This window comes from Planococcus wigleyi (genome assembly GCF_014836985.1).
Taxonomy (GTDB): domain Bacteria; phylum Bacillota; class Bacilli; order Bacillales_A; family Planococcaceae; genus Planococcus; species Planococcus notacanthi.
In genome coordinates, this window is sequence record NZ_JACSPU010000006.1 from 104408 (window position 1) to 122055 (window position 17648).

General features: G+C 46.1%; 12 protein-coding genes. 2 read left to right on the forward strand and 10 right to left on the reverse strand.

Translation table 11 applies throughout. The features are described from left to right. Positions 1-3: 3 nt before the first annotated feature. The 3 genes from uvrA to H9630_RS16355 all read right to left on the reverse strand — a co-directional run bounded on the left by uvrA (position 4) and on the right by H9630_RS16355 (position 5344). Positions 4-2886, reverse strand: coding sequence for an excinuclease ABC subunit UvrA (gene uvrA / locus H9630_RS16345; protein WP_191716578.1), 2883 nt, complete (start codon positions 2884-2886; stop codon positions 4-6). Positions 2887-2892: 6 nt separating this feature from the next. Beyond that, positions 2893-4875, reverse strand: coding sequence for an excinuclease ABC subunit UvrB (gene uvrB, locus H9630_RS16350; protein ID WP_191716579.1), 1983 nt, complete (start codon positions 4873-4875; stop codon positions 2893-2895). 226 nt (positions 4876-5101) lie between these two features. Next, positions 5102-5344: an IDEAL domain-containing protein gene (locus H9630_RS16355; protein ID WP_191716580.1), complete on the reverse strand. Its 243-nt coding sequence runs from the start codon at positions 5342-5344 to the stop codon at positions 5102-5104. Between the two features lie 177 nt (positions 5345-5521). On the opposite strand from H9630_RS16355, the gene H9630_RS16360 reads away from it, so the two are divergent. Further along, complete coding sequence (locus H9630_RS16360; protein WP_191716581.1) at positions 5522-6076, forward strand: competence protein ComK; 555 nt, start codon at positions 5522-5524, stop codon at positions 6074-6076. Between the two features lie 261 nt (positions 6077-6337). Here H9630_RS16360 and H9630_RS16365 read toward each other — a convergent pair whose 3' ends face one another. After that, positions 6338-7954 (reverse strand): ABC1 kinase family protein, encoded by a 1617-nt coding sequence (locus tag H9630_RS16365; protein WP_191716582.1) that lies wholly within the window; start codon positions 7952-7954, stop codon positions 6338-6340. Between the two features lie 101 nt (positions 7955-8055). On the opposite strand from H9630_RS16365, the gene H9630_RS16370 reads away from it, so the two are divergent. Continuing rightward, positions 8056-8832 (forward strand): enoyl-CoA hydratase-related protein, encoded by a 777-nt coding sequence (locus H9630_RS16370; protein ID WP_191716583.1) that lies wholly within the window; start codon positions 8056-8058, stop codon positions 8830-8832. Between the two features lie 582 nt (positions 8833-9414). Here H9630_RS16370 and H9630_RS16375 read toward each other — a convergent pair. The 6 genes from H9630_RS16375 to H9630_RS16400 form a co-directional block, all read right to left on the reverse strand. Next, positions 9415-11391: a S9 family peptidase gene (locus H9630_RS16375; protein ID WP_191716584.1), complete on the reverse strand. Its 1977-nt coding sequence runs from the start codon at positions 11389-11391 to the stop codon at positions 9415-9417. Between the two features lie 155 nt (positions 11392-11546). Beyond that, entirely contained in the window at positions 11547-13100 is a 1554-nt protein-coding gene (locus H9630_RS16380; protein WP_191716585.1) for a fatty acid--CoA ligase family protein, read from the reverse strand. A gap of 97 nt (positions 13101-13197) precedes the next feature. After that, on the reverse strand, positions 13198-15135 hold the full coding sequence (locus H9630_RS16385) for an ABC transporter permease (protein WP_191716586.1): 1938 nt from the start codon (positions 15133-15135) through the stop codon (positions 13198-13200). Then, complete coding sequence (locus H9630_RS16390; RefSeq protein ID WP_191716587.1) at positions 15107-15880, reverse strand: ABC transporter ATP-binding protein; 774 nt, start codon at positions 15878-15880, stop codon at positions 15107-15109. The genes H9630_RS16385 and H9630_RS16390 overlap by 29 nt, the downstream gene beginning before the upstream one ends. Next, entirely contained in the window at positions 15783-16886 is a 1104-nt protein-coding gene (locus H9630_RS16395) for a sensor histidine kinase (protein WP_191716588.1), read from the reverse strand. Before H9630_RS16395 ends, H9630_RS16390 begins: the two co-directional genes overlap by 98 nt. Next, complete coding sequence (locus tag H9630_RS16400; RefSeq protein ID WP_191716589.1) at positions 16886-17590, reverse strand: response regulator transcription factor; 705 nt, start codon at positions 17588-17590, stop codon at positions 16886-16888. Before H9630_RS16400 ends, H9630_RS16395 begins: the two co-directional genes overlap by 1 nt. Positions 17591-17648 lie beyond the last annotated feature (58 nt).

A 17648-nucleotide genomic window follows, 5' to 3' on the forward strand; every position in this document is an offset into this window, starting at 1 on the left:
GTTTCACTTAACTACTTTTTTCCTGCGGCTGGCTCCTTTGACCTTCGCATCCATACGCGCCCGGTCCCGTTCCAGAATCGGTTTCAAGTACTTCCCGGTGTAGGAGTTTTCAACAGCAGCTATTTCTTCCGGCGTGCCTGTCGCTAAGATGGTTCCGCCGTTATCTCCGCCTTCTGGCCCCAAATCGATGATATGGTCTGCTGTCTTGATGACGTCCAAATTGTGCTCGATTGTCAAAACGGTATCGCCATTATCCACAAGACGCTGCAGAACCAGCAGCAAACGTGAAATATCGTCGGCATGGAGGCCTGTCGTCGGTTCATCCAGAATATAGAAGGATTTGCCGTTTGAGCGTTTATGCAGCTCGGATGCCAGCTTGACGCGCTGCGCTTCACCTCCGGACAAAGTCGTTGCAGGCTGGCCAAGCGTTAAGTAGCCAAGACCAACGTCTACGATTGTCTTCAATTTACGGCTGATTTTCGGGATATTCTCGAAAAATACAGCAGCGTCTTCTGCTGTCATGTCCAGGATATCGGAAATGTTTTTGTTTTTGTACTTCACTTCCAAGGTTTCCCGGTTATAGCGTTTGCCATGGCAAATTTCGCAAGGCACATAGACATCCGGAAGGAAATGCATTTCTATTTTTATAATACCATCTCCGCGGCAAGCTTCACAGCGACCGCCCTTGACATTAAAGCTGAAACGGCCTTTTTTATAGCCGCGGACTTTAGCTTCATTGGTCGTAGCGTAGACATCACGGATGTCATCGAAAACGCCGGTATAGGTTGCTGGGTTTGACCGTGGCGTCCGGCCGATTGGAGACTGGTTGATATCAATGACCCGTTCAAGCCCTTCAGTGCCTTCAATTGAATCAAAATGGCCCGGTTTGGCTTTGGCCCGGTTCAAGCGATGGGCCAGTGTTTTGTATAGAATTTCATTGATGAGTGTACTTTTTCCTGAACCTGAAACGCCGGTTACGGCAGTGAACAAACCAAGCGGAATATCAACATCCACCTTTTTCAAGTTGTTTTGGTTGGCCCCGCGTATCGTAATTTTACGGTCGTCCGGCATTCTTCTTTCAGCCGGCAATGGAATAAATTTCTTGCCGCTTAAATATTGGCCCGTCAAGGACTTTTTGTTTTTCATGACCTTTTCAGGTGTTCCCGCAGCAATGATTTCGCCGCCATGGACACCTGCTCCCGGCCCGACATCAATCAGGTAATCAGCGGCCAGCATCGTATCTTCATCATGTTCAACGACAATCAATGTATTGCCGATGTCCCGCATGCTTTTCAAGGTTTCGATCAGCCGGTCGTTATCGCGTTGGTGCAGGCCAATCGATGGTTCATCCAAAATGTATAGAACGCCTGTGAGCCTTGAACCGATTTGCGTCGCTAAACGGATTCGCTGAGCTTCCCCTCCAGACAAAGTGCCTGATGCCCGGTTCAAGGTCAGGTAATCCAACCCGACATTAATCAGGAATCCAATACGCTCCTGAATTTCCCGAATGATCAATTTGGCGATTTGAGCGTCTTTTTCCGACAGGACCAATCCATCAAAAAATTCATTGGCTTCAATGATCGAAAACTCGGTTACTTTACCGATGTGTACGTCATTGACTTTAACAGCCAAGGTTTCCGGCTTCAACCGGTAGCCTTCACAAACTGTACATGGTTGTTCTCCCATGTATTTCTCCATTTGATCACGGATATAATCTGAGGACGTTTCCCGGTAACGGCGATCGACGTTGGATAGCACGCCTTCAAAATGAATGTGGTTATCCCGGATCTGTCCATAATCGTTTTCATAACGGAAACGGATTTTATCGTTTCCAGAGCCCCGCATAATCACGTTGATGTGTTCTTCCGGCAGTTCACTGACAGGAACATCCATATCAATCTTATAATGCTTGCAAATTGCTTGCAGCAACTGCGGATAATATTGGGAACTGGTCGGCTGCCAAGGCACGATCGCACCTTTATTCAAAGATACGCTCCAATCAGGGATGACCAGTTCGGGGTCAACTTCCAGCTTCATGCCGAGGCCGTCACATTCAGGACAGGCTCCGAAAGGCGAGTTGAATGAAAACATTTTCGGTTCCAATTCACCGATTGAGAATCCACAGATCGGGCAGGCATGATGTTCGCTGAAAAGCAATTCTTCCTCTCCCATAACATCAATCAGTACCCTTCCTTCTCCCAAACGCAAAGCGGATTCCAATGAATCGCTGAGCCGCGGCGCAATGTTCTCTTTCATGACGATGCGGTCGATGACCACTTCAATCGAATGTTTTTTATTTTTATCAAGCGTGATGTCATCATCCAGATCAATCAATTCCCCATTGACACGAACCCGGACATAGCCTTGTTTTTTAACGTCTTCCAGCAGCTTGACATGCGTTCCTTTTCGGCCCGAAACAATCGGTGCCAAAATCTGCATTTTTGTACGATCCGGATAGACAACCAAACGATCGACCATCTCTTCAATTGTTTGAGATGAAATTTCGATGCCATGATTGGGGCAGATCGGTTTGCCGATCCGTGCATACATTAAACGCATGTAATCATATATTTCCGTTACCGTCGCTACTGTGGAACGCGGATTCTTGCTGGTGGTCTTCTGATCGATGGAAATGGCCGGTGACAAGCCTTCGATCAAATCGACATCCGGCTTATCCATCTGTCCTAAGAATTGGCGGGCATAAGAAGACAAAGATTCTACATAACGCCGTTGTCCTTCAGCATAAATCGTATCAAATGCTAATGATGATTTGCCTGAGCCCGAAAGCCCGGTCATGACCACAAGTTTATCGCGCGGAATGACAACGTCTATATTTTTTAAATTGTGCGCACGTGCGCCTTGTATCCGTATTTCCTGATTTTTCAAGTTTCATCATCCTTCCGCTTTCAATTCAAGCACTGTATCACGCAGCTCTGCAGCCCGTTCAAAATCAAGCGCTTTTGCCGCTTCTTTCATTTCTGATTCGAGCAGCGTAATCAGCTTCATGCGATCTTCTTTGTTGAGCTTTTTGCCCGAAACCGCTTTTGAAACATATTCCTCTGACTCTTCCGCTGCAACAGTGGCACGGATGACATCACGGATTTTCTTCTGTATGGTGACTGGCGTAATGCCATGTTTTTCATTATATGCAGCTTGAATCGTACGGCGGCGGGTGGTTTCATCCATCGCCTTTTGCATGGAATCCGTCACTCTGTCCGCGTACATAATGACGTGTCCATGTGCATTTCGTGCCGCCCGTCCCATTGTTTGGATAAGGGAGCGTTCCGAACGAAGGAACCCTTCTTTATCAGCATCCAAAATGGTCACTAAAGATACTTCCGGGATATCCAATCCTTCACGCAACAGGTTAATCCCGACGAGCACATCGTAAACGCCCATCCGCAGTTCTCTTATGATTTCGATCCGCTCAAGCGTTTTGATCTCAGAATGCAGGTAATTGACTTTGATGCCGGCATCTTTCAAATAGGCTGTTAAATCTTCGGACATTTTCTTGGTCAATGTCGTTACCAGTACGCGCTCATTATTCTCTGCACGCTGGCGAATTTCATACATCAAGTCATCTATCTGCCCTTCAATCGGACGGATTTCGATGGTCGGGTCAAGCAATCCGGTCGGACGGATAATCTGTTCAACCATTTCCGGAGTATGTTCCATTTCGTAAGGGCCTGGCGTTGCCGATACAAAAACTGCTTGGTTAATATGCTCTTCGAATTCATCGAACGTCAATGGACGATTATCCATTGCTGAAGGCAGACGGAAACCATAATCAACCAATACTTTTTTCCGTGCCTGGTCACCATTGAACATTCCGCGTACTTGCGGCAGCGTTACATGGCTCTCATCCACGACCAATAGAAAGTCCTCTGGGAAATAATCAATCAATGTATAAGGCTGTGCGCCTGGTGGGCGAAGCGTCAAATGGCGGGAGTAGTTTTCAATGCCGGAGCAGAAGCCCATCTCACGCATCATTTCCAAGTCATAGCGCGTACGCTGTTCTAAGCGCTGCGCTTCCAGCAATTTGTCTTCGGCGCGCATTTCTTTCAGGCGCGCTTCCAATTCCTCTTCTATGTTTGCTATCGCTTTAATCATTTTGTCTTCACGTGTTACGAAGTGGGATGCCGGGAAAATGGCAACATGGTCGCGTTCGCCAATAATTTCACCCGTTAATGCATCAACTTCACGAATCCGGTCAATTTCATCACCAAAAAATTCGACGCGCAAACATCTTTCGTCACGTGAGGCCGGGAAGATTTCAACAACATCTCCACGAACGCGGAAAGTTCCGCGAATAAAATTAATGTCGTTGCGCTCATATTGAACATCGACTAGCTTCCGCAACAACTGGTTGCGTTCGATTTCCATTCCTTTACGCAAAGAAACGACCAATTCGCGGTATTCCTTCGGTGAACCAAGGCCGTAAATACAGGATACCGATGCAATGACGATGACATCGTCCCGCTCAAATAAGGAGCTTGTCGCTGAGTGGCGCAGCTTGTCGATTTCGTCATTGATGCTGGCATCTTTTTCAATGAACGTATCCGACTGAGGAACATACGCTTCCGGCTGATAATAATCGTAATAACTGACAAAATACTCTACTGCGTTATCAGGAAAAAATTCCTTGAATTCGCTGTAGAGCTGACCTGCCAATGTTTTATTGTGGGCCATGACCAGCGTCGGCTTTTTGACCTGCTGAATGACATTCGACATCGTATAGGTCTTACCTGTTCCTGTCGCTCCCAATAAAGTCTGACAACGTTTGCCGTTGATGATGCCTTGCGTCAATTCGGCAATCGCCTGCGGTTGATCGCCGGCCGGTTCATAGGGAGCTTGAAGATTGAATTCCTGTTTCATGATAAGACGTCCTTCCCTTATTTCGTTACTTCTACTTTAACATATGCCCTAAAAAACCACTAACAAAAAGCGAACGTATGTTTTTTATAAGGAAATCCGCAAAAAAAAGACAGTCCACAGACATAAAGCATAAACAACCTCTTCTCTCGCCACTTTCTATTTTTGAAAACAAAAAAGGAAGCCGGTTGGATTCCCGCTTCCTTTTTTATGGCTTTTTTACAGCCATTTATTCTGTTTCTTCATGCTGCAATGTCTGTAATTGAGCAGTATATATAGTAAATGCTTTTTGATCTTTGTTATCCAGGGCTTCGTCGATTAGGGCCATAAGCTGTGCTTCTTGTTGGGAGCGGTGCACATGTTTCAAGAACAGATCCAAATAGATGTCGTTCAGCAGTTTTTCCGCTTCCGTGATTTTTTTTGTTTGAGCCATCGCTTTCATGAAATCAGCATAAGAATAATAGTTTTCCATTCTTCTTCACCCCGAATGCTTTTCATTAGTATACATGAAGCAAATAGAAAAAATCAAGATTTATTTGAAAATTCCAACCAAATAGAAAATATTTTATTTTCAATCTAATGTGCATTGTGCAATTTCCATTTTTCATTATAATAAGGTATGTAAAGTAAATTTAGGGGGTTATTCTTCATGAGCAAAAAGAATCACAGGCCGCTTTCTTATACAATCTGCGCAAATACGTATGCCCTTTTACCCTATACGGATGGACATCGCACCTGTCTGCGCGTAATCGAAGACCGTAATGAATTTGTGGTTGAAGAAACGGTTTATAAAACAGTGACCACTTCCTGCCGGTTCTACCGTGCCTCTCTTGAAAGCGCCACTCTTTATGCCCAAAAAGCGGTCGGCGTAAAACATAAGCCACCCATCATCATTGGTGAGTATTATGGCAATCCGCTTATTTTCTTCCCGACACACTCTCCAAAGAATAAGGAATGCGTCTGGTTCAATTATGACGCCATTGACCTCATTGAAAGTGACAGCAGCGGCAAAGGCAGCATTATCTACTTAAGCAATGGTGAAACCGTATATTTGGATGTCTCGCCTATCGCTTTGCGAAATCAGCATTCATTTGCCGGATCCCTCCGCCGGTATTTCAAAAAAGCTCAACGAGTCCATAACCATCCGATGGCTTATGTGACAAAACGGACGTTTGCTCCACGTAAAGAACAGCCGCGGGATTGACTACCTTTCCAAGATTGCACTCTCTTTCAGTAAATACAAAACTCCCTTGCTGCGCAACGCCTCCATATCCCACCTTATGCATATGGACCTTCGCTTTCTCCAGCTTTTTCACAAGACGTATTTCCGCTCCATCCACTAGCTCCAGATCATCAGCGAATTAACTGAAAAGAGTTGCCGCCTGCAGTCACTAAATGTGAAGGCAGGCGGCAACTCTTTATTGTTTCATGCATCTCTAGAAAAAATTTAACTATTATGTTGACCTTATTTGATCGAGCGGTACACCCATAAGGAGCCGACGAAAAATACCGACGAAACCCAGAGGTAAGGTTCGTTCCAGAACCAGATTGAAATGGACATCCCGGAAAACGATAGAATGGTGAATATTCCAGCAAACATCCGGGATTGCAGATTTCTGCGGTGCTCCCGTTCCCGGCCGTCCCGATTTTCAAGGTAATGGCGCATCCGTTCAGGTTCTTCCAAATAGTTGATGACTTTCTGCGGCAATACCCGCAACGGACCAGTGGCATTCAACACCCAACGAAGGACATCTTCTTTGCCAAAGAGGCCTTTGCCTTCTTTTTGTGATGAAGCCCATTCCAGGATTCGTGGACGGGCAAGCGCCAACAGATCCACATTGGGATCCAAAACATGAAGAACGCCGACGAATATCGAGGCCGCTCTGCCAAAAAAGGCGAATTCCGCGGGCAATTGAACCGGTTGGGTCCGAACGATTTCCTGCATGTCGTTGAGCAGGCGTTCCACAACAAAACTGTCCATCTGTGACAGCTCATTGGATTCATAGGCTGTGACGAGCCGTGAAATAGCATCTCCTAGAATTTTACGGTCCGCCTGCGGCAAAAGAAACCGCAGCTCTTCAAGCGAATCCAACACTTGATCGTAATTCTTAAAAATGACGCCTTCCGCCGCTCTTAACACCGCCTGGGAGTCTTTTTGTGTGATGGTGCCGATCATCCCGAAATCGATCAGGACGATTCCGCCATCCGGTTCCAATAGGATATTCCCGCCGTGCGGATCCGCATGGAACTGGCCGCCGTACAATACCTGCTCCAGGAATAAAATAAACAGCCGCTCGGAAATTTCATGGCGATCCAGTTCATTCTTTTCAATAAAGGCTAAATCTGTGATGCGTGCGCCTTCGATCCATTCCATGACCAGTACACGGCGCGTCGTGAATTCATCGAAATATAGCGGGATGCGCACACCTTCCATCGAATCGAAACGATCAGCAAAGGCGCGGCCATTTTGAAGTTCTTTGAGGAAATTCAATTCAGCGCCGATGGTTTCTGTCATTTCCACATACAGTAATTTAAAGTCGATTTGCTTCGCGAATGGTGTAAATTTTTCGGCCATCCAGATAACGATGCGGATGGCTTTGAAGTCCGCACGCAAAATGCGGTCTGTACCCGGCCGTTGGACTTTAACGGCTACTTCCATGCCGTTTTTCAACACCGCTTTATACACTTCCCCAATAGAAGCGGATGCTACTGCTGAATCAGATAATTGATCCAGGTAATTTGTATGAGGCGTATTCCACTCCTGCTCCAATACCGAAACGATGCTTTTCCGTGGTACCGAAGGGACACGGTCAGTCAACCCTTCCAGTTCGGCAAGAAATGTCGGCGGCATGATGTCAGCGCGCGTCGACAAGAATTGGCCAAGTTTGATCATCAAGCCACCCAGTTTTAATGCCAGGTTCTTATACTCTTTCGCTTGCTTGGTTATCATGTCATTCCATCTTTTTTCAACCAGCGGGCTCCAATTTCCACGATTTCTTCTTTGGAAGAACGTCACCTGCAAAAAGATTTTGACTGCCAGCCAGACAATCCGGAAGATGCGGATAAATGTAATTTGATTCATAAGTGCGGTCCCTCCCATGGAATTCATTATAGAGACAGATGGCGAAATAGTCCAAAAAGTGGTATGTTTTTTACGGATGGAATGACACAAGGGGGATGAAAATGGACACAATTCATTATGAACAACGAAACAATTTAGCCTTTATTACGTTAAACCGGCCAGAAGCAATGAATGCCTTCAATTATGATATGCTTCTTGAGCTTGGACAGGTGGCCGAAGCAATCCGCATTAACCCGGATATCCGCGTTGTGGTCTTTACTGGCGCTGGCGAAAAGGCATTTAGTGTGGGAGCGGATTTAAAAGAACGCAAAACCATGACCGATGACCTCGTCAAACGCAATATTTTTAAAATCGGTGAAGTGTTTTCGACCATCGAAAATCTGCCCCAGCCCACCATCGCCATGATGAACGGTTTTGCTTTTGGGGGCGGAATGGAACTGGCGCTTGCTTGTGATTTCCGGATTGCTGCAGACGACACCTTGCTCGGATTGACGGAAACCAGCCTGGGAATCATCCCTGGAGCAGGCGGCACGCAACGGCTGCCGCGCCTGATCGGTGAAGCCAAAGCCATGGAACTGATTTTGACTGCCCGCCGCCTGACATCAGCCGAAGCACTCGAATATGGTTTGGTGACACGCCTTGCAACGCGTGAGCAATTGGCTGATGTGGCCGGTGCTTTTGCCGATTCAATTCTCGCCAACGGCCCAATCGCTCTCCAACAAGCAAAATTCGCCATCAAGAATGGCATGAATACCGATTTGCAGACAGGTTTGCAGATTGAGCGCAAAGCCTATGAAATCACGATTCCAACAGAAGACCGAGTCGAAGCCCTGGCTGCTTTCGGCGAAAAACGGAAACCTGTATTTAAAGGGAAGTAAAAAAACGGAGCAGCTGATATAGCTGCTCCGGTTCAGACTATAGACAAAGTCTTTCCAAAATGAATAGCAGTGCATACCCCAACCGGTCCGGTCACTTCGCGTTCCGTGGGCTCAGCTTCAGTCTCCTCGTCACTGCGTTCCTGCGGGGTCTTCAGCTTTCGCTGTCCCACAGGAGTCTCCGTGGCCGGCCCGATCGGGGGCGTGTAGCTTCAACCAAAGGAAATAACCTGCTAGTCAGGATCCCGAAACCATCGTCCCAATAAACTTGGTAACTCCTTCATACAAAGATCCGTAGCGCAAGGCGGCGAAGGGCAAAGATATGCTCCTGCATCGCTTCGCTAGCTTCGTCGCAAACGAGTCAGGCACAGCCCGACTCGCTTCCTGCGGGATAGCGAAGTGCCGAAATCCACTCGGGCGCCAGTCCGAGTTAGTTCGGCGCAAGCCCGTAGGAAAGCGTCCGCCTGGAGTGCAGGATCCAATAGAAAGACAATAAATTGCATATTCACCCTTTGAACGACATAAATATTCTTTTGTCTACAGGCTGAAACGGAGCAGCTGATATAGCTGCTCCGTTTTTCCTGTTTACAGGTATTTTTCCATCCAGCCTGTAATCTGTTCCAGACGTGCAAAGCGAAGATTCGGTTTGCCTGTTCGCGACAGGTTGTGGTCGGCTTCTGGGAAACGGACAAACTCTGTTGTTTTGCCCATACTTTTTAATGTGACATACAATTGTTCCGACTGCTCGATCGGGCAGCGGTAATCATTTTCAGAATGAAGAATCAGCAATGGGGTCTCAACATTTTTTGCGTACTTCAATGGCGAATGCTTCCATAGCTTGTCAACATCTGTCATATCCGCGCCAATTTGCCAGTCACTGAAATAATAGCCGATATCCGAGACACCGAAGAATGAGATCCAGTTGGAAATGGAGCGCTGCGTCACTGCTGCTTTAAAGCGATCTGAATGGCCGACGATCCAATTCGTCATGAATCCGCCGTAACTGCCTCCGGTGACGCCCAAACGATCTGTATCGATCCAGGCGTTGGATTCCACAATCTGTTCGACCGAATTCATGATGTCCTCGTAATCACCCCCACCGTAATCACCGCGTACCGCGTCTACAAACTCCTGGCTGTAGCCATGGCTGCCGCGCGGATTGACGTATAATACGCCGAAACCGCAGGCTGCCAGCAATTGCATTTCGTGGACAAACGTATTGGCATACATCGCATGGGGACCGCCGTGAATATTGACGACCAAAGGATACTTCTGGCCTTCCTGATAACCATAAGGCTTCATCAGCCAACCATGGACAGCCCAGTCTTTCGATCCTTTTGTGATGATCGGCTGTGCTTCAACCAATTCCGTCTGTTTGAGGAATTCTTCATTAAATGAAGTTAATGCCTGGCGTTCGCCAGTCGAAATCGTCAGCAAATACAACTCGCCTGGGCTCACTGGGTTGCTGATGACTGCCACTGCGAATTCGCCGCTCCGTGAAACATCGTATCCATAAACATGCTCCAAGTCTGGAGACGCCGGGAAAATCATGCCATCAAGAGAAGCAAAGTACAGGCGTACATCACCCATGGTCGAAACTTGAAAATACAAATGATCATCTTTTGTCCATACCACATCCGGTGCAACTGCTCCTTGTTGATGATCAGCTACGACATAATCACCCACCGGTACGTCCAAGCCTTCTGTCAGGGAAATCCGAGTATGCGCCTTTAAATCCGCCACATACACTTCTGTGTGTGTGGCATTTTCAAATTGCCGCATGCTGCCGACAAAAGCCACTTTTGTATCGTCATGAGAGAAAGCAGCGCCGCCAAAGTATCCTTCTTCTTCAATTAATACGGATTCTTCTTTCGTCTCGAGATCCATTAGATAAAGAGGCTGGCGGAATACAAAATCCAAGTTTTCTTCTCGCGTCACGCCATAGATCAATTTTGTTCCGTCATGTGAGACGGTTTCCAGGCTGTAATGATAATTTCCTTCTGTCAGCTGTTCTACTTTTTTCGTATTGAGATCCACTGATCCAATGTGGCGATGGAACTCTTTCGGCAACAGGCCCATTCCATCCATCTTGTATTTCATTTTGTCGACATGGTAGGGCTCAGGCTGTTTCTTTTCTTCTTTTTCTTCCTTGTCGGTGAAGGTTTTTCCTTCTTTGGCCAAGGCATTAAACCAGATCTTTGTTCCGCAAGGCGCCCATTCAAACCCATTGACTCCTTTTTCAAAATCAGTCAATGAGCGTGCTTCTCCTCCAAAGGCTGGCATAACGAACAATTGGTTCTTCTCGTTGCGATCCGATAAGAAAGCCACTGCCGTTCCATCAGCCGACCACCGTGGTGAACTTACGCGTTCTTTGCCATACGTCCATTGGGTTTGTTCTCCCGTTTCCAGGTTGATGTGGTAAAGATGGGCTCTGTATGTATTTTCTTCTTCATCGATTTGTGTATGGATAAACACCGCTCTTGTTCCATCCGGTGAAATCCGGGGATCCGTCACTGATACCAACTTCGTTAAATCCTTAATTTCCATTGCTTTTTTCACCATACTACTTCCTCCTCGGATTCAACTATTTCGTAAATCGTAATACTGCTCCTTAACTATAATAAAAAATGTCAGTTTTTTCAATCAAATCAAAAGAAAACTCTGGAATAATCATCCAGAGTTCTCCAATCATTCATAAGATCTAAACATGTAACAGGTTATTTCTGCATCGCCTGGTCTTTCAACGACCGCCGCAGGATTTTCCCTGTAGTGTTCTTCGGCAATTCTTGCAGAATTTCAAACTGTCTTGGCACCTTGTATTTCGCTAAATGTTCTGCACAGTAAGCTTTTAATTCTTCTACTGTAACTGAATAATCGGTCAGTACCACATATGCATTGACCTCTTCACCGAAATCCGGGTCCGGCAAGCCGACTACAGCAGCTTCTAAAACCGCTGGATGCGCAAACAGCACTTCTTCGACTTCACGTGGGTAAACGTTATAGCCACCTACGATGATCATGTCTTTCTTGCGGTCAACAATATAGAAGTAGCCTTCTTCATCGACACGGGCCAAATCGCCTGTGTACAACCAGCCTTCACGAATTGCCGAAGCTGTTTCTTCCGGCATTTTGTAATACCCCTTCATAACGTTCGGTCCACGAACGATCAGTTCGCCGACTTCATTGGCTGCCACTTCTTCGCCCAATTCGTTGACGACCTTGTTTTCCACATTGATAATGGACGTGCCGATCGAACCGGCTTTTCGCTCCCGATCAATTGGATTAAAGCAAGTAACCGGTGAAGCTTCCGACAGGCCATATCCTTCTGAAATGCGGACATTGAATTTTTCTTCAAAACTGTGCAACAAAGCTACCGGCATGGCCGAACCACCGGAAACAGCCAATCGGACAGATGCGAAATCCGCCGGATCGACATCCGGTAATTGATTCATGAAATTGAACATCGTTGGTACGCCGGCAAAAACGCTTGCTTTGTAATGTTTAATAGCATCGAATACCTCTTTCGGATTGAAACGCGGTACCAAAATAATCGTCGCCCCCTGCAATAGAGGTGCATTCACTACAACTGTCAAAGCAAACACGTGAAATACCGGCAACGTTGCAACTACGCGGTCGTTTGCGCCAATCTGCAGGTATTCCCCAACATCCCGTGCGTTCGAGTATAGATTTTCGTGTGTCAGCATGGCGCCTTTTGGTTTACCGGTTGTTCCGGACGTATACAAAATGACGGCGTTGTCGGTGGCTTCTACTTGCGCAAATTCGGCATGAGGCGCTGACTTGCCCAGCAGGCCAGTGAATGAATGGACTTTCCCTTCTACTTCTTCAGGCAGTTGTGCCATTTTTTCCGGCGTAGACGGATCTGTTTCACAAATAATATAGGATTCAACAGCTGGCAGCGCTTTATGTGCTTTTTCAACCAGCGGTAGAAGCAAATCAAGTGCCACAACCACTTTGGCATCGCTATTATTCAATATGTAAGCGATTTCATCCGGGCTGTAGATTGGATTGATCGGAACTGCTGTTGCGCCTAAACGCATCGTCGCATACAACGAAATCAGAAAATGTGGTGTGTTGCCCAAAAGAAATGCGACGTGGTCCCCTTTTTCCACGCCTAAACCTTTTAAAGCTCCAGCAAAAACTGCAATCGACTGATCGAATTCGCCGTAACTCGTATCTTTCCCCATAAAGCTGTACGCAATTCTGGAAGAATCCTGTTCAGCAATTTCATGAACACGTGACATTAAATCCATTTCCATCCCTCTTTCGTGTTGAATGAATACTCATTCATATTTTACCCTGTTTTCATTATAAAATAAATCTTCAGACAATACAACAGGCACCGTAAAATTACGGTGCCTGAAGATGAGCTATATAACGCCATCTGATCAAAAAGAAATATAAGATTTGGGCAACGGTAAAGCCGCCAAGTACAATGGCCATCTCGATGAGGATTGACAGCTCGGCAAATTCTTCCCAGACGACTTGCAGCGAGATAAAAGCAAATGCACTGTGCAGCAGAGCAAGGCCCCATGGCAAAAAGAATTGAGGTATCAATTGGCGATTCACGATTTTGCCCAGTTCTTTGTCGGTCATGCCCATGCGGATCAGCAGCTTGTATTGCTTCCGGTCCCGTTCAAGTCCTGTATACAATTTAAAGTAAATAAAGCTGCCTGCTGCCAGCAAGAACACGGCCGCTACCATGACCCCGATAAACAACAGCAAAGCGAATGAAGATTTAAACCAACGGTAATCATCGCCTGGATTTTCAAAAAAGAAATTGACTCCATTAAAATCAGCGTTTTCCACTGCGTTGTTGACGGTTTCCGTTAATCGATTCCCAACATTCACTGTTTCCGTCCAATTCAATACATCAAAAGCATAGTAGGAGAAATCAGACGCACCGGGTTCATATCCCAATAAGGGTTCATCAATTGCTTCATAATCAGCGTCGCTCACAACAATCGTATTGATGTTCAAAGTATGGATCGGGAAGACGACATGTGGATACGTCGACTCAATCGATAAGCCAACATCACTTTCAAACAGCACCGTTTCAACACTGGTTTCCTCCAGCTCTTTTAAGGCATCCAACGAAAATGGAACAAACATGCCTTCTCCCTGCTGCAATTCTGCCGCTTGAAAGCCGAGGCTGGCTGCCAAGCGATTAAACTCAGACAGTGCTAAGATATCGACATCGTTTCCAGTGGCACCGGAAGTTTGCCGTTTGACCGTCAATTCCACCATATCGTAAGCCAATTGTTCATTTTCCAATTGGCGGGTAAGGCGTTCGATATGCTCTGTTTCCTGCTCGTTGCCATTAAATGAAATATAAACGAGCCCCAATGGATTTGATTCGCGGAAATCTCCTGTATACGACATGAAAGACGCCAGTGTACCCACTGTCAAAAATGCAACAGTCGACACGATTGTGACGATAAAGAACATCTGGGCACTGTCTTTCAGTTTGACTGAAGCTTCCGCTAAAGACACCAGCCTCGTCTTTTCCCAATAGACATTTTTTTTGCGCTTGTATAAACGCAATAATGAATGCAGCGTATGGGTGAAAAACAAATACGTGCCGAATGTGGCAAGTGGCGGAACAATGAAAATCATCTGGTATACAGTACGGTCTGAAACATTCGCAGCAAATGTATAGGCTATAGCCAAAAAGACAATGCCCATAACAGAAAGCACGGTTGACGATTTCGACTCTTCTTCCACTTTCCAAAATCCCTGCAGCAAATCGACAACTTGCTTCGTACGGATAAAGCCTACGCTGATGAAAGAGATGATAACGAACAAACTGGCAAACGCTGCAATCGTCAACAGGAAAGGTTCCCAGGAGACATACAGCGGCAAGCTATCAAGATCCATGATTTCACGGCCGACCATGAAAAAGAATTTCGAAAAAGCAAAGCCGAAAGCGATGCCCGTTACGGTTGATACCGTCCCAAGGATCAGCATTTCAAAGAAAATCAATTTATTCAATTGCTTTTTCGTCATTCCTAGATGCATCAAGACCCCGAATTCCTTTGACCTTGCCTGTAAAAAGGCGCTCATGGAATAGAACAGGAAAAACAAAGTGAAAATGTACAGAACGACTTCAGCAATCAGCATTCCGCGGATTGCCAATAGCCGCAGACCTTCTTCTTCAAATGCCGGATGAAAAATGAACATCGAGTAGACGAAGAATACCATGACTGAAAAAACACTGGCTAAAAAGAAAGCCGCATAATTTCTGCGATTGCGGACAACGTTATGGTAAGCGAGTTGCCGAAAGGTCATTCACGGATCCTCCTAGCAAAGACAAGACATTCAAAATTCGCTGATAAAATGTCTGGCGCCGGTCATCTCCATAGATTTCATTGAAATATTCACCGTCTTTGATGAACAGCACACGGTCACAGTAACTTGCAGCAATCGGATCGTGCGTCACCATGATGATGGTTGTTTCACTGTCATTGGCCACATTGGATAAGATCTCCAGCACGTCACGTGAAGACTTTGAGTCCAAGTTTCCTGTTGGCTCATCAGCCAGTATCAATGCCGGCTGATGAATAAGCGCCCGTCCGATTGCAGTACGCTGTGCTTCTCCTCCAGAAATTTCGTTTGGCCGTTTATGAAGGATGGATGTCAGTCCCAGCCGTTTGGCAATGACCAGTACACGGCGCGCCATTTCATCGATTGGTACATAATCGAGCGTTAACGGCAACACAAGATTTTCCTCAACGGTCAGCATCTGCAGCAAATTGAAGTCCTGAAATACAAAACCCAATTCCCTTCTGCGGAACAGGGCCAACTCATTTTTACCCAATAAATGCGGGTTGATGCCATCAATCAAAATCTCTCCCGAAGTCAACGAGTCAATGGTTGAAATCAAGTTCAACAACGTCGTTTTGCCGCTGCCTGAGGGTCCCATCACTGCCAGGAATTCACCTTTTTCCACTGTGAAGCTCAGCTGGTTGACTGCCCGGTGTGCCACTTTCCCCTCGTATACTTTTGTCACTTCGTCGATTTTTACTACTGTCATCGTTTTCCTCCTGTGTTGCAAGATCTTGGTTGAAGAACAGAACAGAGATGGTCGTCCCTTCTCCTTGAACCGAAGAAATCTCCAATTCATGGCCCAGCTTGCGGCAAACTTCTTTTGCCAGATACAGGCCCATGCCGGTGGATTCTCCAGTCTTCCGTCCGTTTTCTCCGGTGAAAAATGCCTTAGTGATGCGCGGCAGATCAGATGAAGGAATTCCAATCCCTTCATCCCGTATGGTCAGCAAAGTATTGCCATTTGTACATTCTGCAGCAATAAACACTTTTTTATTGGCTTCAAAGGTGTATTTGACTGCATTCGTCAAAAATTGGCCGATGATAAATTTCATCCATTTCTGGTCGGTCGCAACGATATGCTCTTCTCCAATTGAAATCTCCGGATAGACGCGCTTTGATATGAACAACCGTTTGTTTTCATTGGTGACTTCGCTGACCAACGACCGCAGCGATACTTGTTCAATCTGCATGTCCTGTTCAAATGTATCCAAACGCGCATTCATCAACACTGTATCCAAGCCTGCTTTTAACCGATCCATTTCTTCACGGACGCTGCTCTTATCAAGTTCCTGTTCTTCCTGCAACAGCAGATGCATGACGGATAACGGCGTTTTCATTTGATGCACCCACTGGTTCATGAATTGCAGGTGCCGATTTTGAGTGGCATACAATGTTTGCACTTCGTGCTGATACAGGCGATACAATTCCTGAAGATAGATCTCTGTTTGAACCTGTTCAGGTGATTTCCCTTCCCGCTGCAAGGCATGCTCCATGCTTTGCGGTTTCGCCAAAATCCGCTGATAATATTGATACCTTTTGACGAAGCGCGCCGTCAGAAACGTAATCACCAATACGCTGCTGATCACAAAGGAATAAATGGCCGTATCCACGTTGCGGAAACCATCCAGCCAATACAGCAGCATGATAAACGCCACAAGCACAATTTGGAAAACAATGAACGCCGCATGTTCTTTCAAAAACAATCGCAGCATCAGGCTTCCTCCTCATGCAACAACAGGCGGTATCCTGCTCCTCTTACCGTTTCAATGACCGATTTAACGCCATAGTCAGCCAACTTTTTCCGGACGCGTGTCATATTGACATTAAGCGTATTTTCATCAACGAATGCCTGATCATCCCATAGTTCTTCCAGCAGCTGCTCCCGTGATACCACTTTCGGGTAATGAGACAGCAACAGCTCTATTATTGTGCATTCCTTTTTCTGCAGCGGAATCGCTTCCGTTTTGACATGCAGTTCCATGCGCTCCATGAACAGCACGATACGGCCTGCTTTGACCGATCGTTCTTCCTGCTTTGGTGCATATTCACCATAGGCTCTGCGCAGATGGCTTCTTATTTTTGCAAGGACGATTTCGTAATGGAAAGGTTTCGTAATAAAATCATCTCCACCATTTTCCAAAGCGAAGACTTGGTCCATTTCTCCAGAACGGGCAGAAATGAATAATATCGGACATGTGGTCTGCTGCCTTAATTGACGGCACCAATAATAACCATCATAAGAAGGCAAATTAATATCGAGTAAAATCAAATGGGGATCAAAAGCTTCGAATTCTTCGATGATTTGATCAAAATCTTTTGCGGTCTCCACTTCGTAATGGTATTTCCGTAAGGTTTCTGCCAACAACTCCGCTATTTTCAAATCATCTTCTACAATGAAGATCCGTTGAACAGCCACAATGATTCCCCCTTTCCTTTTTCTTTCCATTTTAACAAAAGAGCCTGCATAAAAGCAG